This is a genomic window from Dactylosporangium sp. CA-233914, assembly GCF_050942935.1.
Classification (GTDB): Bacteria; Actinomycetota; Actinomycetes; order Mycobacteriales; family Micromonosporaceae; genus Dactylosporangium.
On sequence record NZ_CP192030.1, the window covers coordinates 9143270 to 9165703 of the forward strand.

21 protein-coding genes and 1 pseudogene are annotated in these 22434 nt (G+C 67.5%); 10 read left to right on the forward strand and 12 right to left on the reverse strand.

What is annotated here, in order from left to right; genetic code table 11:
* Positions 1 to 37: 37 nt before the first annotated feature.
* Positions 38 to 2398: a TOTE conflict system archaeo-eukaryotic primase domain-containing protein gene (locus ACQPY0_RS40855; protein ID WP_432973621.1), complete on the reverse strand. Its 2361-nt coding sequence runs from the start codon at positions 2396 to 2398 to the stop codon at positions 38 to 40.
* A 341-nt stretch (positions 2399 to 2739) separates the two neighbouring features.
* On the opposite strand from ACQPY0_RS40855, the gene ACQPY0_RS40860 reads away from it, so the two are divergent.
* Positions 2740 to 3072, forward strand: coding sequence for a hypothetical protein (locus tag ACQPY0_RS40860; RefSeq protein ID WP_432973624.1), 333 nt, complete (start codon positions 2740 to 2742; stop codon positions 3070 to 3072).
* Here the strand turns inward: ACQPY0_RS40860 and ACQPY0_RS40865 are convergent.
* Positions 3060 to 3347 (reverse strand): hypothetical protein, encoded by a 288-nt coding sequence (locus ACQPY0_RS40865; RefSeq protein WP_432973627.1) that lies wholly within the window; start codon positions 3345 to 3347, stop codon positions 3060 to 3062. The two genes, ACQPY0_RS40860 and ACQPY0_RS40865, sit on opposite strands and share 13 nt — an antisense overlap.
* 306 nt (positions 3348 to 3653) lie before the next feature.
* On the opposite strand from ACQPY0_RS40865, the gene ACQPY0_RS40870 reads away from it, so the two are divergent.
* On the forward strand, positions 3654 to 3890 hold the full coding sequence (locus ACQPY0_RS40870; RefSeq protein WP_432995917.1) for a hypothetical protein: 237 nt from the start codon (positions 3654 to 3656) through the stop codon (positions 3888 to 3890).
* Here ACQPY0_RS40870 and ACQPY0_RS40875 read toward each other — a convergent pair.
* The gene (locus tag ACQPY0_RS40875; RefSeq protein WP_432973630.1) at positions 3788 to 4609 is read right to left on the reverse strand and encodes a DUF4158 domain-containing protein; all 822 of its coding nucleotides are present in this window, start codon (positions 4607 to 4609) and stop codon (positions 3788 to 3790) included. The genes ACQPY0_RS40870 and ACQPY0_RS40875 overlap by 103 nt on opposite strands.
* 185 nt (positions 4610 to 4794) lie before the next feature.
* On the opposite strand from ACQPY0_RS40875, the gene ACQPY0_RS40880 reads away from it, so the two are divergent.
* Positions 4795 to 5727: a LysR substrate-binding domain-containing protein gene (locus ACQPY0_RS40880; RefSeq protein ID WP_432973633.1), complete on the forward strand. Its 933-nt coding sequence runs from the start codon at positions 4795 to 4797 to the stop codon at positions 5725 to 5727.
* Between the two features lie 10 nt (positions 5728 to 5737).
* On the opposite strand, the gene ACQPY0_RS40885 is transcribed toward ACQPY0_RS40880, so the two are convergent.
* The 3 genes from ACQPY0_RS40885 to ACQPY0_RS40895 are packed head-to-tail and all read right to left on the reverse strand — an operon-like array spanning position 5738 to position 9011.
* Positions 5738 to 6718, reverse strand: coding sequence for a serine hydrolase domain-containing protein (locus ACQPY0_RS40885; RefSeq protein ID WP_432973636.1), 981 nt, complete (start codon positions 6716 to 6718; stop codon positions 5738 to 5740).
* Positions 6715 to 7836: a serine hydrolase domain-containing protein gene (locus tag ACQPY0_RS40890; protein WP_432973639.1), complete on the reverse strand. Its 1122-nt coding sequence runs from the start codon at positions 7834 to 7836 to the stop codon at positions 6715 to 6717. Before ACQPY0_RS40890 ends, ACQPY0_RS40885 begins: the two co-directional genes overlap by 4 nt.
* Before the next feature lie 11 nt (positions 7837 to 7847).
* On the reverse strand, positions 7848 to 9011 hold the full coding sequence (locus ACQPY0_RS40895) for a PrpF domain-containing protein (RefSeq protein WP_432973642.1): 1164 nt from the start codon (positions 9009 to 9011) through the stop codon (positions 7848 to 7850).
* 263 nt (positions 9012 to 9274) lie between these two features.
* Between ACQPY0_RS40895 and ACQPY0_RS40900 the strand changes: the two genes are divergently transcribed.
* The 5 genes from ACQPY0_RS40900 to ACQPY0_RS40920 all read left to right on the forward strand — a co-directional run bounded on the left by ACQPY0_RS40900 (position 9275) and on the right by ACQPY0_RS40920 (position 14588).
* The gene (locus ACQPY0_RS40900) at positions 9275 to 10804 is read left to right on the forward strand and encodes an ABC transporter substrate-binding protein (RefSeq protein WP_432973645.1); all 1530 of its coding nucleotides are present in this window, start codon (positions 9275 to 9277) and stop codon (positions 10802 to 10804) included.
* Between the two features lie 32 nt (positions 10805 to 10836).
* Positions 10837 to 11778, forward strand: a complete 942-nt coding sequence (locus ACQPY0_RS40905) for an ABC transporter permease (RefSeq protein ID WP_432973648.1) — start codon at positions 10837 to 10839, stop codon at positions 11776 to 11778.
* 125 nt (positions 11779 to 11903) lie between these two features.
* Positions 11904 to 12770 (forward strand): ABC transporter permease, encoded by an 867-nt coding sequence (locus tag ACQPY0_RS40910; RefSeq protein ID WP_432973651.1) that lies wholly within the window; start codon positions 11904 to 11906, stop codon positions 12768 to 12770.
* Positions 12767 to 13780: an ABC transporter ATP-binding protein gene (locus ACQPY0_RS40915; protein WP_432973654.1), complete on the forward strand. Its 1014-nt coding sequence runs from the start codon at positions 12767 to 12769 to the stop codon at positions 13778 to 13780. Before ACQPY0_RS40910 ends, ACQPY0_RS40915 begins: the two co-directional genes overlap by 4 nt.
* Positions 13773 to 14588, forward strand: a complete 816-nt coding sequence (locus tag ACQPY0_RS40920) for an ATP-binding cassette domain-containing protein (protein WP_432973656.1) — start codon at positions 13773 to 13775, stop codon at positions 14586 to 14588. The genes ACQPY0_RS40915 and ACQPY0_RS40920 overlap by 8 nt, the downstream gene beginning before the upstream one ends.
* 216 nt (positions 14589 to 14804) lie before the next feature.
* Here ACQPY0_RS40920 and ACQPY0_RS40925 read toward each other — a convergent pair whose 3' ends face one another.
* The 3 genes from ACQPY0_RS40925 to ACQPY0_RS40935 all read right to left on the reverse strand — a co-directional run bounded on the left by ACQPY0_RS40925 (position 14805) and on the right by ACQPY0_RS40935 (position 16335).
* Positions 14805 to 15311 carry a GNAT family N-acetyltransferase gene (locus tag ACQPY0_RS40925; RefSeq protein WP_432973658.1) on the reverse strand — a complete coding sequence of 169 codons (507 nt, stop codon included), beginning with the start codon at positions 15309 to 15311 and terminating at the stop codon, positions 14805 to 14807.
* Positions 15312 to 15385: 74 nt separating this feature from the next.
* Positions 15386 to 15661, reverse strand: coding sequence for a hypothetical protein (locus ACQPY0_RS40930; protein ID WP_432973660.1), 276 nt, complete (start codon positions 15659 to 15661; stop codon positions 15386 to 15388).
* Positions 15662 to 15951: 290 nt separating this feature from the next.
* Entirely contained in the window at positions 15952 to 16335 is a 384-nt protein-coding gene (locus ACQPY0_RS40935) for a hypothetical protein (protein ID WP_432973662.1), read from the reverse strand.
* A gap of 757 nt (positions 16336 to 17092) precedes the next feature.
* Here ACQPY0_RS40935 and ACQPY0_RS40940 point away from each other — a divergent pair.
* The gene (locus ACQPY0_RS40940) at positions 17093 to 17689 is read left to right on the forward strand and encodes a DUF4291 domain-containing protein (protein ID WP_432973664.1); all 597 of its coding nucleotides are present in this window, start codon (positions 17093 to 17095) and stop codon (positions 17687 to 17689) included.
* Between the two features lie 574 nt (positions 17690 to 18263).
* On the opposite strand, the pseudogene ACQPY0_RS40945 reads toward ACQPY0_RS40940, so the two are convergent.
* Positions 18264 to 18887 (reverse strand): annotated as a pseudogene (locus ACQPY0_RS40945) (response regulator transcription factor); the annotation flags it as partial.
* A gap of 2 nt (positions 18888 to 18889) precedes the next feature.
* A complete protein-coding gene (locus ACQPY0_RS40950) occupies positions 18890 to 20017 on the reverse strand; it encodes a sensor histidine kinase (protein WP_432973666.1) in 1128 nt (375 codons plus the stop codon).
* A 215-nt stretch (positions 20018 to 20232) separates the two neighbouring features.
* Between ACQPY0_RS40950 and ACQPY0_RS40955 the strand changes: the two genes are divergently transcribed.
* Positions 20233 to 20832 carry a class I SAM-dependent methyltransferase gene (locus ACQPY0_RS40955; protein ID WP_432973668.1) on the forward strand — a complete coding sequence of 200 codons (600 nt, stop codon included), beginning with the start codon at positions 20233 to 20235 and terminating at the stop codon, positions 20830 to 20832.
* 690 nt (positions 20833 to 21522) lie between these two features.
* On the opposite strand, the gene ACQPY0_RS40960 is transcribed toward ACQPY0_RS40955, so the two are convergent.
* On the reverse strand, positions 21523 to 22170 hold the full coding sequence (locus tag ACQPY0_RS40960; RefSeq protein WP_432973670.1) for a TetR/AcrR family transcriptional regulator: 648 nt from the start codon (positions 22168 to 22170) through the stop codon (positions 21523 to 21525).
* Positions 22171 to 22434: the final 264 nt, after the last annotated feature.

Sequence of the window (22434 nt, forward strand, 5' to 3'; positions counted from 1 at the left end):
CAGGAGAGTCTACGGGGTGGCCCAGCCGCCGAGCCGTTCAAGGGCGGAAGCCGAGCGCGCGGTAGCCCGGCATCCTGCGCTGCAGTGATACGGCGAGGATCGGCACGGCCGGGTCGTGGTAGTCGTGCACTTCGGCGGTGTCCTTACCCGGGGCAGACCGGACGACCCGGCCGGCGCATTGGACGAGGAGACCGTCGAAGGAGATCGGCGCGGCGAGGAAGAGCGTGTCCAGGGCCGGAGCGTCGAAGCCTTCACCGATGAACGGGGTCGTGCCGATGACCAGGACGCCGTCACCGGCCTTCGCATCGGCGAGGCGGCGGACGGCAGCCTTCCGGTCAGCGGTGGACATGCCACCCTGCAGCACCAGCGCCTGATGGCCGCGCTCGGCGAGCATCGACGTCAAGGCGTCGAGGTGGGCGACGCGGCGGGTCAGGACGAGACAGTTCCGGCCGCGGCCGAGGGCGGCGGTGAGGTCGCGGACGATCTGGGCGTTGCGATCCGGGTCGGCGACAAGGGCCCGGTGCGCGGCGGCGAGGACGGCGGCAGCGGACGGCTCCTGGTCGTCGTGGCGGAATGCGGTCTCGTGCACATGGAGCAGGCGCTGGGGTCCGCCGACATCGGCAAGCGCCTCCTCAAGCGTTCCGGGCTGGCCAGGCTTGATGGTGTGTCGGACGGGTCCGAGCTGCCACGTGACGAGCTCGCCCAGTTTGTCGCGCCGATCCGGGGTAGCGGTGAGCCCCAGCCAGAACTGCGCACCGATCCGCTTCACGGAATGGTCGTAGGCAGCCGCCGCCAGGTGGTGACACTCGTCGACAACGACGTGACCGTACCCGCCGGTCAGCTCCGCGACGTCGGCGCGGCGAGCCAGCGAAGGCAGCATGACCACATCGACGACACCGCTGAGCTTCGTCCGTCCGCCGCCCAGCTGACCGGGTCGCACGCCGAGCAGCCGCTCGATCTGGGCCCGCCACTGCTCGGCGAGGGCCTTGCGGTCGACCAGCACGAGCGTGGACGTGGCGCGTTCGGCGATCACCGCACAGGCCATCACCGTCTTGCCCGAGCCCGGCGGCGCGACCAGCACACCGTCGTCATGCGCGAGCAGGGCACTCACGGCCGAGGTCTGCGTGGCGGTGAGTTCCGCGGCGAAGGCAACCTCGATCTCCCGGCCCGGATTTCGGATATCGGTCAGGGCCAGCCTCGAGCCAGCCTGCTCAATCATGCGGCCAACCGTGTGGCGCAGCCCGCGCGGCAGAACCAGGCGGTCGTCGAGGGTGAGGTCATAGCCGCGGAGGAACCTCGGCGTGTCCCAGGTCGACTTGCGCAGCCGCTGCAGTTCGTAGAACTTCGGGTTGGCCATTGACGCGGCATGCTTGAACGTCGCCAACGCCGCCGGCGTGAGCTGCGACGCGTCCAGGCTCAGCCCGGCACCGAGCTCCGCGGCGACCACCGCCGGCAAGCGGGGCTGCACCCGTGTCACCTCCGACCGGTGTACCGCCGTCACGGCGTTGCCGACCACCGCCTGCGTCGCCCGCTTCGCGACCCGGGCCGCGTCACCGGGGCTGAGCCGGTCCAGGGTCGACAGAAACGCCCACTGATCGTCGTACGGCTCGAGCGTGCCGGGATCAAGGAACGCCGTGAGGCCGTCGCGGCGGCGCCCACCGTGCAGCGGCGCCGCGATCAGGTTCCCGAAACCGCCGTCCGGCAGCACGTCCTGGTTCGGAAACAGCCGGTCGTACGACGTCAGGTCCATCGAGCCACGCAGCACCATCGCCTCGTGGACCAGCACCGTCCCCACCGAACGGGCCACCGCGGCCGCGACCGCATCGGTGAAGAAGACCCACGCGTGCGCACCCCGCCCGGACTGCGAGATCTCCAACGCGGCCGGGACGCCCGCACCGCGAGCCGCCTTCACATATGCCAGCCCGTCGAGCATCGCGGTAGGCCCGTCGAAGTCGGCCACCAGGAACCGGCACGTATTGTCGCGCCACAGCGGATATAGCCCGAGGAACAATTTGCCGACCAGATGGTCCGCCAGCACCTCATTCGTCAGCGACAAGTACGCCACGGAACGGCGATCCATGCCTTTGCGCCACCCGCCGGCCACCGCAGGCATCCACCCCTGCGCGCCGGTCCTGCCGTTCTCCCACCGCAGCGCGTACACATCCGTGCGAGCGTGGAACCGGTCGGCAAACAATGCGAGCTTGTCCCTGACCGGCGACGACATCGTGACCAGACCCGGCGCTACCACCGGCGCCGCGAGCTGCTCCGGCGCTGGCGCGGTGTCCAGACCACGCAGCTGCAGCAGACGAGCCAGCCTGGCATTCTCGGCTCGCAACCGCTCCAGTTCCCGGCGCAGCCGGCCGATCTCGCCATCCACCGAATCGTCGAGCGAGCTCACCGCCAAATCGTCCCACAATTCCGAAAAGCACCATCACGTGGCCGCGGCGACAGGACACATTGAAGCCGCAGCGGTCAACGCTATAAGATTCTCGTATGGACACCTGCGTTGTGCAGGTTGCCACAAAGCGTGGGCTGGGATCCCCCCTTCGACACAAAAACCCAGCACACATGCTGTATCTGAGGGCCGCGTGTTCGAGTGCAATCGAGCACGCGGCTTCGGCGTATCCGCCGCATGTCCCTGGCCGCTCCGGCGCAGCTTGGGCGGGGTGGTTGCGATGAGCGCCGGTCCGATCCCCGCCCGTCCTGCCGCAGTCGCGTTCCCCGATCACGACCGGCTCGATGCGCCCGCGCGGACCGCTCCCCCTTGCCCGGCTCACCCAGCGTCCGGCCGGCACGCTGCGGTTCGGGCTGGCGACGGTCGACACGAACGGGCGGGTCGCGGACGCCGCCCTGATGCGGGCGCTCGGCTGGACGGACGCCACCCGGCTGCACCTGCAGGCGTACGCAGGCCTGATCGTGGTCGCTGCTGACGAGCACGGCATCTTCCGGCTCAGCAGCCTCGGCCACGTCCGGCTGCCGGCGGCGGCACGGCACTGGTGCCGGCTCGGCGCCGGCGACCGGGCTCCGGCGCGAGGGACAGCTCGCGTACCCCGCCGAGATTATCGGGCGTAACGGACGATCGGCACACCAAGCGGGCATTCTTGGCGACGCAATGCACCGCGAGAAGGATGTGCCAGTCGAGCCAACTGTGCCTTGTTGTCGTCGCTGCCGGCCGGCGCGGCCGGCAGCAGCGGAAGTGAGTGTCGCTGGCCGGCATACCGCTCGTGCTGTGGTGTGGTGGGCAGCGCTGCTGCCTCGGCGTCCGCGGCTGCGAGCTCGTAGTATCGCTGCGGCTCCGTGCCGAGCAGTTCGGTGGAAACGCCGACGCGGTGCAGATAGTCGGTCAAGTCGGTCAAGGCCCGGGTCGAACGGAGCTGACCGAACAAAAACTCCCAGTCGCTGGGAGTTCTCCCAGCCGATCACGGACGGCCAACCCACCGACGAACTCAGCATCAGCCCCAGCCCCAGTTCCGTCGGCGACTGTCACGCCGGCTTTCTCGCCATCGCCGGCCGGTCCGGACCCGACGCAGTCATCCACGCCGTCCGACCGGTCCACCACCCGACCCGCGTCGACCACGACGCCCCCTGCGACGAAGTCCGCCGGCCCCCGTGCGTCGGCGACGGCAACCCGCCGCGCCGACGCCACGCCACCGGTGATCGTCGGTCCGGTCAGCGCGAAACCCAACTATCTGTTGGACCAGGGATGTGGTGCCTCGGCCGTCTCCCGGTTCTCGGTGAAGGTCACCGATGCGACAGACCCGCCGACGCAACTGAAGGTGACCCTCACCTACCACAGCGACAACAACACCAGCGGAGAACTGGCCATGAGCAACAGCACGACGCCCGGGCTGTTTGAGGCGTCGGTGCCGGGTCTGCCCGTTGCTGCATGACGATGTCGGCGACCTTCGTGCCACGCCGCGCAGTTCCGGCGCCGCGGACCTGATCCTCGCCAGCGCTTCGGCGGGGGGATGCGCTCCAGCCCCCGGGTGAGAGCGGCCGACGATGCTCGATGGTACGAAATTCCGCGATGTTGAGAAAACGACATCCCGCGTACCGAGGGAACTGCGGCAGACCTGCAAATGGGCGCCGGATTCTCGTTACTTCGCGACCGCGTGAACGCTTCCAGTTCGTCGCCGACCACCAGCAACACTACGGCGTGAAGCGGTAATGCCAGATCCGGTCGTGCAGGCAGTCCGTGATCGCGGCGAACGAGGCGGCCGTGGTGAGAGGACGCGCGGTGCCAGAACGCTTTCGAGGCAAGGAGTCGTGCTGAGGGACCTGGGCGGGCGGGATCATCGTGCCGCTGTTGGAGATCTCGATGCCGCTGGATCGCCTCGCTCTGCCAGTCGTAGTCCGCCCACGCCTCCGAAGGCGCCTTGACCTGCTGGGCGACGTACTCCACCGCGGCGGCCGGCACCTCCTTGACCGACTCCGGGAACCGGGCCTCGACCTCGAAAAACTTCAGCAACAACGCGAACCCGAGCCGGGTCGCCCCGAACTTGAGTTCCGCACCCGCTTCATGTGCTCTTCGAGCAGCGTCCAGACGCCGATCACGTATTCCGGCTGCGAGTCCTGCTCGCCCGCACTCCTCCACCCCGCTCGAAATCACTCGTTCAGCTCAACGAGGCGTCCGACGAGGGAAACGACGACCACAGCAGTCACACGGCGCTGCTGTCCGCTCTTGGTGGGTCGTCGCGGCGAACCACTCGGGAGGGCTGGCCGCTTGGCGGGTAGGGTCGTGACCATCAGATCCGCTGTCCGCGGCGACCCGCGGCGCCCGACGAGAGATTTGCCATGCTAGACGTCACGAGGATGCTCGTGCTGGAGCGTGTCGCCGAGCTGGGCTCGATCACCGCGGCGGCGGCTGCTCTGGGCTACACCGTCTCGGCGGTGTCGCAACAGATCTCCAAGTTGGAGAGGGACGTCGGACAGCAGCTTCTCGTCCGTGAGGCACGCGGAGTCAGCCTCACCGACGCGGGCCGAGTCGTCACCCGCAACGCCGAGCGGCTGCGTATGCAGCTGCAGGCCACGGAGGCTGAGCTGGCGGAGCTACTCAACCTGAACGCGGGCGCCCTGCGTATCGGGACGTTCCCGACCGCGGGGTCGTCGTTGATCCCGCTGTTGGTTCGGGACTTTCTCGCGGAGTTCCCGAACATCGAGCTGAAGATCATCAGCGCCCGGTTCGACGATCTGGTGCGGGCCCTGCAACTGCGCGAGGTCGAGATCGCGCTGCTGTGGGACTACGACTGGGCCCGGGTCGATGACTCATCGCTGACCTACCTGCACCTCATGGACGATCCCGCGATGCTCGTCGTGTCAGACCAGCACCGACTGGCCGGGCGGTCCAGCGTGAGCATCGCCGAGCTCCGGCAGGACGACTGGATAGCACGCACCGACCATCCTGCAACGGAGATGCTGGAGCGGCTCTGCGAGGCGTCCGGCTTCCGGCCGCGGATCCGTTTCCGGGCCAACGACTATGGCGAGGTCCAGGCCATGGTCGCGGTGGGGCTGGGGGTGGCGATCGCACCCCGCCTGGCCATGACCTCGGTGCGGCCGAACATCTCCCTGGTCCCGGTGGCCAACGCGGCGGCCAAGCGGCGGGTGCTTGTGGCGCACCTGGCCGACCGTCGGCTGAGCCCGGCCGCCCAAGAGGGGGTGGCCCGGTGCCTCCAGCAAGCCCGGGCGATCGAGTCATCGTTCGATGCGCAGCACGGGGACCGGTCCTGAGGCGGATGGGTCAGCTCAGCGCATCGAGGATGTCCTCAGCCAGGGTCAGGAAGTCGTGCACCGCCAGCCCGGTGGTTTCCTCGGTCGCGATGTCCCCACCGGTGTTGCGGGCGATAGCGAAGGCGTCGGACACCCTGACGCGGTAGACGACCACGGTGTCCAGCGCGGGGAGGCAGAGGAGGTACTGCCCGTAGTTGCCCGCGGCCAGGGCCGCGCCTGCCCACGGATGGCCCGGCGGGCGTCGTGGCAGCCACCAGAGGTAGCCGTAGTCCAAGGCAGCGTCCCCGAACGAGGGCATCCCGATCGCGTCCGCCAAGACGTGCGGCTGCAGGACCGCGGCCAGCCAAGCCGCCGGCACGAGGCTTCGTCCCTCGTGCACGCCGTCGTGGAGCACCAGCTCGCCGAGCCGGGCGAGCTCGCGCGCCGACAGAAAATGATGGTGTGCAAGATGGCGCGACCGCTGCGGCACCCCAAGCGGTCGGTGCGCCGCCGGATCATGGTCGGCGAGTCCCAGCGGCCGGGCCAGCTGCTGCTCGAATGCCTCGTGGACCGTGCACCCGGTCCGCAGGCGGAAGATCTCCTCGAGGGTGTTGAAGTCCCAGTTGTTATAGACGAAGTGGGTCCCGGGCCGGTGGCTGCCGCGGGCGAGCGGGACGTCACCACCGGGACTGGCGGCGGGGTGGTACACGCCGGAGCGTGAGGTGAGCAGGTCGCGGACGGTTGCGGTCCGCTCGAGGTCGCTCAGCGGCTCCCGGTCGACGATGCCGAGGTCGGCGAGGGTTGCGTCGAGGTCGATGCGCCCAGCGGACACGTGCGGGCCGTAGAGCAGCGCGAGGATGCTCTTGCGCACGGACGCCACGTAGCTGGGGGCGGCGACGTCACCGACCACGATGAGATCCCGGCCCGCCCGTCGGACGAGCAGCGCGGTGGACTGTGCCCCTGCGAGACGCTGTCTGATCGCCTCCCGCGCCGCGGCGAGCCGACCCGTCACGACGATGCCCCCGCCTCGGCCGCGATGGCACACTCCCGGATCAGCGTAGTCAGAGTCCTGACCTCGGGTGCCATCCCGCCGACCACTCCGGGTTGGCGGACGAACCCGACGGCGACCCGGAACATCGGGTCCGCGTAGCCGAGGGACCCGTTGGCACCCCGGTGGCCCAGCGCCTGGAAGCTGGCGTAAGCGTCGTCGGGGTGGGGACGCTCGAAGACGATGCCGTATCCGCTCCGCCGCTGGGTCACCAGGCAGGTACCGAACACCTGCTGCTGCGCGAAGGTGGCGACGGTCTGCGGTGTCAGCAGTCGTTCGCCACCCACGTCCTCGGTGGCACAGGCATAGGCGCGGGCGAGCCCGCGGGCGCTGCCGACGCCTCCGTTGGCGACCGGGCCGTATCGGCGTAGCCGCTCGATGTTCGGCGGGATCCGGTCCTCTTTGCCGAGCGCCAACGCCCAGAGGCTGCCGGGATGCCCGGCGGGCGGCATGACGTGCGGTGCCGGGGCATAACGCGTCGGCACGAACCGGTGCTCCTCGGATGCCGGCAGCCCCAGGTAGAAGTCGACCTCTCGCGGGTCCCTGATCTCGGCCGCGTAGAGCTCCTGCAGCGTCCGGCCAGTCGCGCGAAGGGTCAGTTCCTCCATCAGAGCGCCGATGGTCCTGCGGTGATAGCCGAATCCGCTGCCCGGGCGCCACACCGGCCGTTCGTCCGCCAAGAGCTCGGCCGCCCGCCGGGAGCAGAAGTCCTCCGTGGACAGTCCGTCCGCCGTGCCCAGCAGGCCGGCTTGGTGGGACAACAGCTGCCGCACCGAGATGTCCTGCTTCCCGTGCCGGCCGAACTCGGGCCAGTAGTGGCAGACCGGCTTGTCGAGGTCGAGCTGTCCGCGTTGGACCAGGAGGGCGAGGCACAGCGCGGCCACGCCCTTGGTGGCGGAGTGCACCCCGATGACGCTGTCCGGCGCGAGCTCGGGCCCGCCGGTCAGGTCGACCACGAGCCGGTCCCGCCAGTAGACGGCCAACTGGCCGCTGTAGCCGGAGTCGTCGCGAAGCAGCGCCTCGAACGCCTGGCGGACCGGTTCGAACTCAGGAGACGTGTGGCCTTCGGCCGGTGATGTCATTTCGCGTTCTCTCAGGCGGTGGTCCGTGCGGCCGACAAGGCCTTCCTGGCCGGCGCATCGGAATGGGTGGGATAGGGGAGCTGGATCTGTGCCCTGGCGATCACGCGTGCCGCGCGGCGCAGGGTCGCCGCAACCAACCCGACCGCGTGGTCGCCCGTGGCGCCGGTGGTGTCCAGAGCCACCCGCACCAGTCCGGACGGTGTCCCGATGCGGACGTCGAGGGGGTTCACCTGCGACCGCGCCCAGGACGAGCAGACCGACCCCGGCAGAACCGCCGCGGTCGCGACGGCGACCGCGGCGGTCAGCCCGATCGCCGGATGCGGTGCGCGCATGGAGATCATCCAAGCCCGGATGTCGTATGCCTCCGCCGGGATCACCTCCCCGGCCGTGGTGACATAGTCGACCGGGGGGCCGACGACGCCGACCTTCGGGATCGAGTCCGGGGAGGGGACCCCTGGGGCGGACAGGCCCATCGCCACCGCCGCGGCGGGTCGCAGCGCGATGAGCCTGCTGGCGGACTCGGTGTCCAGCGAGGTGCCCAGCGGCGGGAAGTCGCGCGCGTCGAACAGCGCCGATGGAGTGCCTGCATCGATCAACGTCACCCGAGGGGCGCCGTCTGCATCGAGGACCTGGACGGGCCTGCCCGTCGGCAACAGCACGCCGGTCGTGCTCCCCTCCGGATCGGTGAATCGCAGTCCGACGCCCACTCCCGTGGTGGTCACACCCGGCACCCGGGCGGTGCCGAAGTCGGGCAGCCGCCGCTGCGGGGTTTCGACCTCGGCCACGAGGATCGCGCCGGTGTTCCGGTTGCGCAACCGCACGACCGTGACATCGCCCTGAATCGGCACGAGACCGGAGCCGACCGCGTAAAGGCCGACCGCGGTGGCGCAGTTGCCGCAATTGCTCACCCACTCGACGGTGCCCGTACCGAGCCCGACCTGCGCAAAGAGGTACTCTACATCCGCGCCGTCGTCGGGCGACCGCCCGACGATCGCCGCCTTCGAGCTGACCGAAGTGCCACCGCCGACGCCGTCGAGCTCGTGGGCGTCGGACCCTCCGAACGTGAACGCCAGGATTTCGTCGTACGAGGCAGCTATCCGGTCCATTGCGACTACGGAGAAGATCCAGCACTTGCTCGTCCCCCCGCGGACGAGCGCGCCCTCTAGTACAGACATCTTCGGTGTCCCTCCATGGCAGCGAACGCACCTGACTCTAGAAGGGAATCAACTTCACCACCTGCGCAAGAATGTGAACGATACTTAAGTACAGCTGAAGCCTCTCTAGGGAATTCGCGCACCGTTGGGAATGCATGCCTTAATGCGTGCTTAAGTAGCGTTAACATTCCGCCGATTGTCCTGCGCATCGGCGGCTGCCAGACTGCGGTGACACCCCGTAAGCACACCCCCAAACTCTGCGACTTCGCGTAGGAGAATGCTCCGTGAAAAAGTCCCTGAGACTCGTGGTCGCCTGTGCGCTGCTGCTCGGCCTGGCGGGCTGCGCCGCGGAGGGCTCGGCAGGCGGCCGCTCCAATTCGCGCCTGGTGATCGGTCTGAGCAGCCTTCCGCCGACCCTGGACACGTCACTGACCACCCTCGTCCCCGCCTCCGTGCTCGCCCGTAACGTCTTCGAGTCGTTGGTGACCACGGACTCGCAGTGGAACGTCCGACCCATGCTCGCGGACTCGTGGGACGTCAGCGCAGACGGCCTGCAGATCGTCTTCCATCTCCGCCAGGGAGTGTTGTTCCACGACGGCTCCGAGCTCACCGCCGAAGACGTCGTAGCCTCGATGCGACGGTGGACGACCCTGTCGTCCCAGGGGCGCACGGCGTTCCCCGGGGCGCAGTGGCGCAGCGACTCACCGACCACGGTGACACTGACGATGCGTAAGCCCAACGTGGTCGCGTTACAGATCCTGGGCTACAACGATGGCAACCTGGCGGCCGTGATGCCTGCGAAGATCGCCGAGAAGGCGGGGCGTAAGCCACTCAAGACCTTCGTGGGGACAGGGCCGTACAAGCTGGCCTCGTTCGACAAGGACCAGTCGATCGTCTTCACCCGCTTCGACCGCTATGTGGCGCGTGCCGAGGAGCCGGACGGGCTCGCGGGCGACCGCACGGGGACCTACGAGACCATCGAGGTGCAGCGCAGCCCGGACCTGCAGAGCCTGCTCGCGGGGGCCGAGACCGCTGCCTACGACATCGCCAACGTCACGCCGGACGACTGGTCGCGGGTGGCCGGCTCGCGAGACCTCTACGGGGTCTCCGATCCCCAGGGGTCGCTGTACCTCAACTACAACAAGCGGAGGGGGCCGTTCACCGATCTCAACGCCCGGCTGGCCGTCAACGCCGCGATCGACAACCAGGCGATCATGCGAGCCTCTTTCACCGCGCCTGAGCTGTACGACCTTCGTCCGGGGATCATGCTGAGGAACCAGCCGCAGTGGACCGCGACGACGGACGAACGCTCCTACAACCTGCACAACCTGGAGCTGGCCCGGCGGTACCTCGCGTCCTCGTCCTACGACGGGCGGCCGATCGTCATTGTCGGTGTGCAGGGTGACCCTTCCAACCGTGGTGCGACGGTGCTTCAGCAGGAGCTCGAGGCCGCCGGCTTCGCCACGAAGCTGCAGATCCTCGACTCGACCACTTACCTGGCCACCCGGGACAATCCGGCCGCGTGGGACATCCTGGTCGCGGCGCAGACGCCGAAGCCCGAGCCCTCGGCGATGATCTTTTTCAACAAGGACTACGCGGGCTGGACGAACTCGCCCGAGCTCGACGCCGCCATCTCGGATTACCGTGCCAGTGCGTCGTTTGACGAGGCCACGCGGAAGTACTCCGCGATCCTCACAGCCTTCGAGGAGTACCGGCCGCTGACCAAGGTCGGCGACTACAACAGCCCGTACGCCGTCAGCAGGGACATCAAGGTCCGCATGATGGACGGCCCGATCCTCTGGTCGATCAAATGACCGCGCCCAGGCTCAGTGAAAGGATCCCGCCCGTGCTTCCCATCGTGCTCAAGCGCCTGGTGGGCCTGGTGGCTACCCTGTTCGTCGCCTCGCTCATCGTGTTCGCCCTCCTGCGGCTGAGCGGAGGTGACCCGGCCACCGTGCTGCTCGGCGACAACCCGGATCCCGACGCCCTCGCCGCGCTGCGCAACTCGATGGGGCTCGACGATCCGGCGCCCATGCAGTACCTGCACTGGCTGAGCGGCATCCTGCACGGCGACTTGGGTTTTTCGTACTACCAGGACAAGCCGGTCAGCGACATCCTGCTGCCGCGCATCGCACCGACGGTCTCGCTCGCCATCCTCGCGCAGATCCTCTCCGCTGTGGTGGCGATCCCGCTCGGCATCGCCGCGGCGCGGCGGCGCAACGGCCCCGTCGACTCGGCGGTCATGGGGGTGACGCTGCTGGGCATGGCGGTCCCCAGCTTCGTCATCGCCTTGCTGTTCGCCGTGTTCTTCGGGGTGACCCTCAAGTGGTTTCCCGTGCTGGGCTACAAGCCGTTCTCGGAGGGCCTCGGCCCCTGGCTGCACACGCTCGTCCTGCCCGCCGTCTCGCTGGCGATCGTGCACGCGGCGCTCACCATCCGCATGACGCGGGCCTCGCTGATCGACTCCTTGCAGCAGGACTACGTGCGCACGGCGCGGGCGAAGGGGGCGTCGGCACGCCGGGTCGTCTACCGGCACGCGCTCAAGAACGCGGCGATTCCCATCCTCACCGTGATCGGCCTCGGCTTCGGCAGCCTGGTCGCAGGCGCACTCGTCACCGAGACCGTGTTCAACATCCCCGGGCTCGGCCAGCTGATGGTGACGTCCATCAGCCACCGTGATCTGCCGGTCATCCAGGGCGTCGTCCTGCTGATCACGATCACCTATGCATTGCTCAACCTTGCCGTCGATCTCCTCTACGCGGTGATCGACCCGCGTATCTCCTACTGAAAGGAGTGAACTTCCCCATGTCGAACCTGACGCTTGGCCGTACCGGCTCGCCGGACGCCAAACCAGCGGGGAACCGGGACCAAGGCTCGCCGGAACCGCCCGTGAGACGGTTACGCAATCGGCTGATGCCCACCGATCCCCGCTTCTGGATCGGGGCCACCCTGCTGGCGGCGGCAATCCTGATCGCCGCTCTGTTCCCGCTGCTCTCAGACTCGAGCCCATATGCCGTGGACGTCGCCGACCGGTTGCAGGGCCCGTCGGCCGCACACCCCTTCGGCACCGACGACGTCGGACGCGACGTGTTCACCCGGGTGATCTACGGTCTGCGCACCTCGCTGTTGCTCGGCGCCATCGTCGCGTTCTTCTCCGGGCTGATCGGCGCGGTGCTGGGGTTGCTCGCGGGATACTTCCGCATACTCGACCAGCTGATCATGCGTGCCTGCGACGGGTTCATGGCGGTGCCGGGAATTTTGCTCGCGCTCGCGCTCGCCGCGTCCTTCGGACCGGGGCTGCGCAACGTGGTGATCGCACTGGTCGCCGTCTTCGCTCCGTCAATCGCCCGCGTCGTCCGCTCGCGGACGCTGAGTGTGAAGGAGGAGCTCTTCGTCGAGGCGATCCGGGCACAGGGCGCCTCCGCGCCGCGGATACTGCTGCGGCACATCTTCCCGAACACGATCAACGTCCTGGTCGTCCAGCTCAGCTTCGTCTTCGCCGAGACCATCCTCGTCGAAGCCGCATTGAGCTTCCTCGGTGTGGGCGTCTCGCCCCCGATCGCGAGTCTCGGCAACATCATCTTCGCGGGCAAGCAGGTGTTCTTCAGCGCGGTGTGGACGGTCGCCTTCCCGTCCCTCGCGCTGGTCGTGGTCGTCATCGCGATCAACCTGCTCGCCGACGCCCTCCGGGACACGTTGGACCCGCGCAGCGCACACATCCGCGGGATCCGCCGGTTCCGGCGCCAATTCGTGCAGCGACGAGAGGTGAGTGCGCCATGAACGAACCTGTCCTGTCCGTGCGCGACCTGAGCACGAGCTTCCTCACCCCGTACGGCCCGGTGACCGCGGGTCACGGGGTCGCCTTCGATGTCGCCCCAGGGGAGATCGTAGGCATCGTCGGCGAGTCGGGCTGCGGGAAGAGCGTTCTTGCCATGTCGCTCATGCGGCTGCATCCCGAGCGGACCACGGCGTACGCCGGCTCGATCCGGCTCAACGGCGTGGAGCTGCTGGGGCTGGGCGAGGAGGAGATGCGCCGGATCCGCGGCTCGGTCATCTCGATGATCTTCCAGGACCCGCAGAGCTCGCTGAACCCGCTCACCCGAGTGGGCGCCCAGCTCGACGAGGTGTCGCTGCTGCACACCGACATGGACAAGGCGGGTGCCCGGCGGCGGTCGATCGAGCTGCTGGAGTCCGTCGGGATCCCCGACGCAGAGGGGTGTGTGCACAAGTACCCGCACCAGCTCTCGGGCGGGATGCGACAGCGCGTGATGATCGCGATGGCGCTCGCATGCAACCCGCTGCTGCTGATCGCTGACGAGCCCACCACCGCCCTGGATGTGCGGGTACAGGCCCAGATCCTGGACGTGCTGCGGAAGCTGAACGAGAGCCGGGGCACCGCGATCGTCTTCATCAGCCACGATCTCGCCATCGTCTCAGAGCTCTGCTCGCGGGTGCTCGTCATGTACCTGGGGGAGGTCGTCGAGGACGCGTCCGCGAGGGACCTGTTCACCGAGCCGCTGCATCCGTATACGCGCGGGCTCATCGCGGCGCTACCCGACCTGCAGACCGACCCGTCGCAGGACCTCTTCTCGGTGCCGGGCACCGTGCCGACCCTGGACCGGATCCCGCGCGGGTGCCGGTTCAGCACCCGCTGCAGCTTCGTCACAGAGCGCTGCCGGGTCGAGAGCCCAGACCTGGTGGAGCGCGGCGGGCACGCGGTCCGCTGCTGGAACGTCGACGCGGTTGTTGGCGGGGAGTCCGACGAGCTGCAGGAGGTCGTCCGTGGGTGAGGTGGGCAACGTCGCGGTCCCACGTCCGCTGCTGGACGTGCGGGGGCTCAGCAAGACCTTCAGGCAACGGGTGGGAACGAGGCTGGTCGCCCGGCCCGCCGTGGACTCCGTCGACCTGCGTGTCGAGGCCGGCCAGACCTACGGCATCGTCGGCGAGTCCGGTTCGGGGAAAACCACGATGGGCCGCATGGTGATGCGCCTACTGCCGCCGTCGGCAGGGACCATCGAACTCAACGGGCGCGACGTGACCCGGGCGAGCTCGCGCGAGCTGCGTCAGTTCCGGCGGGACGTCCAGATGGTCTTCCAGGATCCCTACTCCGCGCTCAACCCCCGCTTCACGATCGGCACGACGCTTGGGGAGACGCTGCAGATCCAGGGACTCGCGAAGTCGCGACGTCAGGCACGCGACCGGGTCGTCGAACTGTTGGAGCTCGTGGACCTGAAGGCGGATCACGCTCGACGGTTCCCGCACGAGATGTCCGGTGGGCAACGCCAGCGCATCTGTGTCGCCCGCGCCCTGGCGGGCGACCCGAAGCTCGTCGTATGCGACGAGCCGACGTCGAGCCTGGACGTTTCGGTGCAGGCCAACATCCTCAACCTGCTCCGGAGGCTCCAGACCGAACTCGGGCTCGCCTACCTGTTCATCTCGCACAACATCAGCGTCATCGCGTACATGTCCCACCAGGTCGGAGTGATGCATAACGGCAGGCTCGTGGAGTCCGGTACCACCGCCGAGGTTCTCTCCGACCCGAAAGACCCCTATACGAAGAGCCTGCTCGAAGCCGTCCCCGCCCTCCGGGTCCGGTGACGGCGGCGCCCGCACATGCCACGCAGGCCATAGCACTGACGGCGCGTTCTATCTCCGTCGCAGCCAGGAGCACAGGGTCCGGGACCTGACCGTCATGGACGGCGTCTGCGGACCACCACAGCCGCACAGGTTCCGCGGTCGCACCGGGGCGCAGCGTTCGGCGTCGAGACGGATCACAAGTGCCGCGCCGATCGGTCAGCGGATTGCTACACCGGATCAGAGCACCCGGAGATCTTTGATCAGAGAGTCAAAGGTCGGAGAGTCGTCGAAAGGCTTCTTTTGCGCGATTTTGCGCCAACCCCAGGCGAGATAATGAGCGCGGGCAGGGTTGTCCGGCCTGACATACAGATTGGCGATAGCTTCTGAGCGGCGCACAAGGAGGGCTTCGAGAATCCTCCGGCCGTACCCTCGATTCTGATGGTCAGGGTGAACGGCGAACTCATTGAAGATAAAGACCGGCTGCGGCTCGGCGGGAATGGCGAAATTTGGGATGGTGTTTCGAACGTCGTCCCAGATGCTTCCCGCTCGATCGGCGGCGCGTGTGCAACCGAACCCGTAGCCGATCATCTGACCATCGACATAGCCGCCTATCAGCTCGAAACCCTGAGCTTGGGAGTACATATCAACCAGGCGCTCCCAAAAGCGATCTGGATGAAAGAACGGGTCGACCGCGATCACGTCCGTATGTGATGCCGCATAGACCGGCTCAATCTTGCCGCGCATTTCAAGAGTAGCGGAGGCATTGTGGTGCCGGAGAATGAGTTCGCGAGTGCCCATTGAATGCAAGCGGCCTCTCGTCAAGCTTGGCCATACCTCAATGACTGTGAGGTGGCAAGGTAGTCTGCAAAGTCGGCATATGCCGGCCGACCGTGTTGCTCGACCGGCACCGAAGCCAGCACCGTGTAGGCGCCGTCGATGATCGGACGAACGTAATGGGAATGTGGAAGGTCTGTCATAGTCGTCCGAGCGTATTGTAGCCCTTCAGCAATTTCGCCGGCCGTGACCATGCGCAGCGCGCGATGCAGTTTGATTTGCACGGGAGCGCGAACATGGCCGGGCAGGTACTGCTTCAACGCCTGCTACTGAGCCTTGTCAGCTTCGGGTAGCACGCCCGAATGGGCATATACATAGCTCGCCGTAAAGAGATACTTACTTGCCGGCCACTTCAGGTCAGTTTCCCCTCCCCGTACGGCCGTCACTTCATCCGGCAGTCTGGCGTAAATGTGTTCGAGCTGTTGGAGTGCTACGCGAGCATCAGTCGATCTGCCCGCCATTGCGAAGGCCTGGGCCTTGCCACTGAGGAACGAGGGGAGCATCGAGATCTTAGCACGGGAGGCAAGGGCTTCAGCCTGACCAATTAGCGTCAGGACGACGTCGATATCGCGCCGGTCGTAGAGCGCGCGAATAATCTCCTGGCCTCGCACCCAAAGAATAGTGGCGAGATCGCCGGACTCGTCAGCGATTCGGCGAGCGGTGCGCCACCATCGGCGAGCCCCGGGGAGGTCACCGTGTTGGAGGTAGTTTTCGCGGTAAACGCCGCCAACATGGCTCCGACTCGGGAAAGCTCCTTCCGCTCGGCATCGTCGTTGGCATGCGCCATGGCGAACTGGACGACGACGACGTCGGCGGTGAGGCGCGGCAATAGCTCTGTTGGAGGCGTCGTGAGGTATTCGCACCCGTAGTCAGTAACGATCTCTTCCCACTCATCGATGCTGGCATTCGCACGATTGTGGGCCGACGCGAGCATGAGCCCGTGCCTTGCGGTCTCGGTCCCGAGTAACGAAGCAAGCGGGCCGATGCCAGCTGAGACGCCACCGAAGGTCGACTGCGCATGGCCGTGCAGTATCGTGACGCCGTCCCGTACGAGTGCACTGCTGCATCAGTGCTGCGCGGCGTCGGCTTGCTCGGCCCCCTCAGGCGTCCAAGGTCAGCAGGGTGATGGCGTCCGCTTGCGTCGGCTGTGGTGACTTCGGCTTCTGTACCTCACTGCTTGACTTTTTTGCATCCGCTGCGCAATTGGTGATCATTTTCGCGGTGCGTGATCACGGTGCTGACGGGAGCGTCCTGCCGAAGCCTGGAACTGGGTCGAAGGCAGCGGTGTGCAGGCCTGCTCCGCTCTTGACGACGGCCGCAACGATCTGACACCCGCACCGTAGCCGGGAGTGTCCGCGCAGGTGCGGGCGCTGCCGCGCCTACGTCTGCCTACGCGACTACTGCTCTTCCGTGGGCCGCTACAGGCGGTGCTGGCCATGGGCCACCAGAGGACTACGGACCAGCGCTTGCCAGCGTTCGTCGGCCGTAGAAGCCCGCACCGGACGGTGCACTGACATTGGCCAGACTGAACGCGCTTCGACGACGGCATCTCGGGGACGATTCTCGATCGTCAAATTCGATGTAAACAACTCGTCGCACCTCGCGGGTCGGCGGAAATCGGCTCGCCGGACCGGTGAGCGGCATGGCAGGGTCGCACCGATGAGATCGCCGGACGAAGGGAGAGGCGTCCGATGCCGACGCAGCGCCAGATCCGCGCCGACTTCGATACCAGCACGATTGTGGTGTACCAGGCATATCCGCCGGCCGTAGCGGACGCGGCGCTGGCCGCCGGACGGTTCGTGGCGCCGTTCTCGTTCACGCGCATGACCTGGATCAAACCGTCACTGTTGTGGCTGATGCACCGCAGCAACTGGGGCCGCAAGCCGGGCCAGGAGCGCATCCTGGCGGTCCGTATCACCCGCGCCGGCTGGGAGGAGGCGCTGACGCAAGCCGTCCTCACCTCACCCGAACCGGCCGTCCATGGCAGTACCGCCGCCTGGAGTGCGGCGTTCAACAACGCAAGTGTGCACGTGCAATGGGATCCGGAACGATCGCTGGGGGGCGCGGCACTCAACCATTACAGTATCCAGGTCGGCGTCGGCCGCGCGCTGATCCGTACCTACGCCGAGGACTGGGTCGCCGGGCTGACCGACCTCACCCCCACCGTTCACAAGGTCGCCGTGCTTGTCCGGGCCGGCCAGACCGGCAAGGCTCGACGGCTGCTGCCACCGGAACGTCCCTACCCTCTTGACCCGGCCATCGCCTGGCGCGTCCAGGCCGACACCTGACCGCCAGGCAGGTGATACGGACGCGCTGTCATCAGCAAGCCGTCGCTGCTGCGGTATGCCTCCTACACCGACCGCAACGGCTCGCGACGGCCTCAAACCGGTCTACACCGCGGCGACCGTGGACGCCGCTGTCAACGGTGGGTCCAACCGCCGATCCGCAGCAGATCGCCCGCCTGAACATACGAAGACGCGATCACCTCGGCGGCATCCTCCACCAATACGAACAGGCGGCCTGAACTGCCCGGATGGCATTCTCGGCAAGGGCAGGGGCAAGACGGCTCGGCGGGCGAGGCTCCGGGTCGGGGCTTGGGTCTTGGTCGACTGCTGTCATACCTGAAGCCTCGTACCCATCGATCCCCGGCCCGCCCAGATCTATCGTGACCAGCAAGATCACGATGGAAACGACGCAATCGTGGTTCACCCGCCAGGTGGCGCATTCGACCCGCCCCCTGGGTCATGGCGGGCCTTGGGATTGCGGTAGGCCGGCCTCGTGCGGACCGCCCCTACCCATCTGGACACCCTCGACGTGCTGATAGTGATCGGGGGATGCCGCTTCCGTCAGACCGATCCGTGCCGCGAGTACGGCCAGCTGTACCCGGTTGGCGCTTCCAGTCTTGGTCATGAGGTTCGCGACGTGGGTTTTCACGGTGGTTACGGCAAGCCGGAGCCGCTCCCCGATCTCGGCGTTGGACAGGCCTGCGCCGAGCAGGGCGAGTACGTCACGTTCTCGGTCGGTTACCTCAACCAGGCTCACGGCAGGCGTGGGCTGGGGACTCTTCCGGGACAAGATGGCCTGGTTCACCACCCGGCGTAGCACGTCAGGACTAAACGGATTCTCGTCTCGAGCAGCCCTTCGGATACCGTCGAGCAACTCCGATGGTGTCGCGTCCTTCACCAGGAAACCGCACGCGCCCACAGCAAGTGCCGGGTACAGGTGATCGTCGTCATCGAATGTGGTCAGCACCATGATCCTGGTGCGCGGGCGGCGGGCCAGGATTGCCGTTGTCGCGGCGATGCCATCCATACGCGGCATGCGCAGGTCCATCAGCACGACATCGGGGGCGAGCCGATCGGCGAGTCGTACGGCCTCCTGCCCGTCGGCCGCCTCACCCACCACGTCGATGTCATCCTCGGGCGCGCACAATGCTCGCAAGCCGGCTCGCACCAAACGCTGGTCGTCGACGAGGAGTACCCGGATGGTCACGTCGCCACCGTCGGCCGGGCACCGGCGTCCGCGCCAGCGGGCAGGATAGCCCGAATCTGCCAGCCGGTGGGGACCGGGCCGGTTTCGAGATGGCCGCCGAGCAGGGTCACTCGCTCGCGCAGACCCATCAGACCGTGCCCTCCGCCACGAACCGGCGCCATCTTCGTCGGGCCGCCGTCATCGGTGATCTCTACGCACACCTCACCGCTTGTGCTCGCGACTACCCGCAATGTGGCTGTCGCCTCCGGTCCGGCATGTTTGAGCACGTTGATCAGGCCCTCCTGCACGACCCGAAGCACCGCGAGACCCCGTACGGCATCGAGTTGAGACATCGCGGAGTCCACGATGACCGTCACTGGAAGCCCGGATTGACGGATCCGGTTGACCGCTTGGTCCAGGGCATCGGGCAGGTCGGCCGGGTCGAGCACCGGTGCGGGCGGGTCGTCGCCGGCAGTGGTCGGCTCCCGCAACACTGCCACCAACCGGCGCAGATCCTCCAGGACCGCGGTACCGGTGGCATGGACGTCGTCGAACACCGCCTTGGTATCGGCATCTCCTCCGCTGCCGAGGTGTCGCGCCACTCCGACACGCAGCACGATGGATGCCACATGATGCACGACGATGTCATGGAGTTCGCGAGCGATCGCGGCTCGTTCGATGGCCCGTGCGGCAGCCATTTCCGCCTCGCGCTGCCGCTCCGACTCCACCGCTCGTTCTGTCGCCTCGGCCGCGGTCTGGCGGGCGGCGCCCAGGCGTAGACCCAGCAGCACCGGCGCGCCGACAAGGCATCCGATCACCGCGGCGATGATCGGATAGAACGGCAATGGCAGCTGGGCGAACGGCACATCGACGAACGTCACGAACATGGCCGTCGCGGCCGATATGGCACCGGCTGTGAAGCGCCAACCACGCCGGACCAGGGCCAGATCCACCAGGCTGATCATTGTGGCCAGCAGCACAACCACGTCCGCGTGGGTGCCGATTCGGTCGGTGATGACAAGCAACACGGCGAGGCCGCAGACCGCCACGGTTGGCGTCCTTTGACCGAGCACGGTCAGCGCGGCCGCTGTCAGTCCGACCGCCCACGACCAGCCGTCCACCGGGTTGCCCGGCTGGTCGGCCATCGACAAGTAACACACGGCGAACACGATGGGTAGCAGCCGGACGTACGAGGACCGAGGACGGCGTCGGAAACTGAACGGCACCCTCCGACAGTAGGGTCCCCGCCAACCAACCGGATCGTTCCTTGGGAGGAGGCCCCTCCTGCCATCGGCCGCGCGGACAGGTCCTGGTGACGAGGTGGGACCCTGACGCGGGTCAGCAAACTATCGACGTGACGATGACAACCAGTGACCTGCTTACCTTCCTCAGCGCCGCAGCCCGCAATCCAACCGTCGTGGGCGCGATCGCGCCGAGCGCCGCGAGGCTCTGCCGACGCCTCGCCCAGATCGTTCCGAGCACACGCCCGTCGACGGTGGTGGAACTCGGCGCCGGCACCGGAGCCGTGAGTGACGCGATCAGCCGCCGCCTCCAGCCCGGCTCGCGTCACATCGCTCTTGAGATCGATAGACGTCTCGCCTCACGACTGCACCACAGCCGGTCTCACCTCGAGGTCGTCACCGCCGACGCCTCGGATCTCGGCGCCGTCCTCGAAGCCCGGGGTGTCGAGCGGGTCGATGCGGTTGTCAGCGGGCTGCCATGGTCACTGATCCCACCGGCACGCCAGGGCAGGATCCTCACGGACGTCGGGCGGCTACTGGCCCCGGACGCCGCCTTCACCACCTTCGCATATCTGCACGCACTGCAGTTATCGGGCGCCCGCCGACTGCGCCAACTACTGGACGAGTCCTTCGACGAGGTCATCACCAGCCGATGCGTCTGGCGGAACGTACCACCCGCGCTGACGTACATCTGCAGAAGGCCACGACGGACGAGATGAACGACGACGAAGGCTGCGGTGCTGCAGTCGCGAGGGGTTCGGTCAGCTGGGTGTGCCCGGTGCGCCAGCGGTTGCCAGTGGCCCACGGCTCGGCCCGGGCTCAGGAATGACGGCCACATGCGAATGGCATGCTCGCCCCAGCCGTGCTTCGTGTGCTGATCGGCGTCCTGACTTCCGCCAATGCAGGGCATAACCGATTCCACGCACCGTGGGAAGCCTCGGCGTTGGGTCGAAGGCAGCGGCGTGCGGGCCTGCTGCGCCGGTGATGCATCCCTTCCCGGGTGCGCGCTTCGCAGCCACAACTCAAGGCAGGAGCCCAGTGCGGTACTTCCGCGCGCTTGGATCTGTGCGGGGGCCGTCCGTGAGGAAGGTTCCTACCGGGAGTATCTGGACCGGATGCTGATCTACGATGCCCAGCACTTGCTCGCCACGCTGGGGCAGTACGTCGCGCATTACAACCAACTCCGACCACATCAGGGACGCGACCAACGCCCTCCAGCGGTGCAGACATCGCCGGCACCGGTCGCCGATCTCGCCACGGTCCGGGTCCGCCGCCGCAAAGTCCTCAATGGACTGATCAAACGAGCACTCCCAGGACGGCGTAGCCAAACCGAGTCTCCGAATGGTACGGGCTGGAGGCCAACACACGACCGAGTCAACCACAGCGTGGCGCCGCGTCGGCGGTCCTCGTTACGGTATCCGGAGCCGGATGGTCGGGGTCTCGCCTGTGGAGCCGAGCGGCTTGGGTTCACCGAGCTCGTACAGCTCGTAGAGCCGGGCGCGGATGGCCTCGAGCGGGTAGCTGTCGGTGTACACCACGAGCTTGAAGAGGACGCCCTCCATGAGGCTGCGCCACAGGACCTCCTCGACGGCAGGGTTCGCGGCGCCGCGGGCGGTGAAGATCGCCCGTAACGCGTCTTCGAAGGCCGTCGCCTCCGCGACCCGGGTCCGCTCCACCCGGGCGTACACCTTGCGGGTGCTGGGCTGCACCATCAGGCAGAGCATCAGCCGCTGCTCGTCCAGCCGCTCCCGGGCGGTGACCAGGACTCGGTCGATGACCGTGCGGAGCTGCTCGTCGGGCGTGGCCGCCGTGTCGAGCCCGTCCAGCAGCGTGAAGACGCTGCCCAGCCAGCGGTCCAGAATCGCGGCGAGGAGTTCCTCTTTGGTCCGGAAGTAGTACGGGATCAGCCCCCTGGACACCTGTGCCCGCTCGGTGACCTGGGAGATCGTCGCGGTCTCGTACCCGTGCTCGGCGAAGACCTCCAGGGCCGCCGTCAGGATGCGCTCCTGGGACCGCGCCCGAAGCTCACGGTTGAGCTTGGCGGATCGCGGCGACACAGCTGCCTCCTGACGTGTGGAACTTGACTCTAGCCCACGGCCTGTCCGGTGCCGGCGCTGTCGTGGCAGCGAACTGGAGCATCAGGTGGGAACTGGTGTGAGCTCCTCGTGTCCGCGCTGCCGGTGCCCAAGCGTCGTCCCGGACCACGGCGCGTGGAGGACTGCGGCCAACGACGGTCCGCGCGAGTGCGGGAACCCGGGCCGGCCCCAGTGGCACGCCGCTCCAATCGCCATTGACATCGGGCGATCAAAGCTGAACACTTC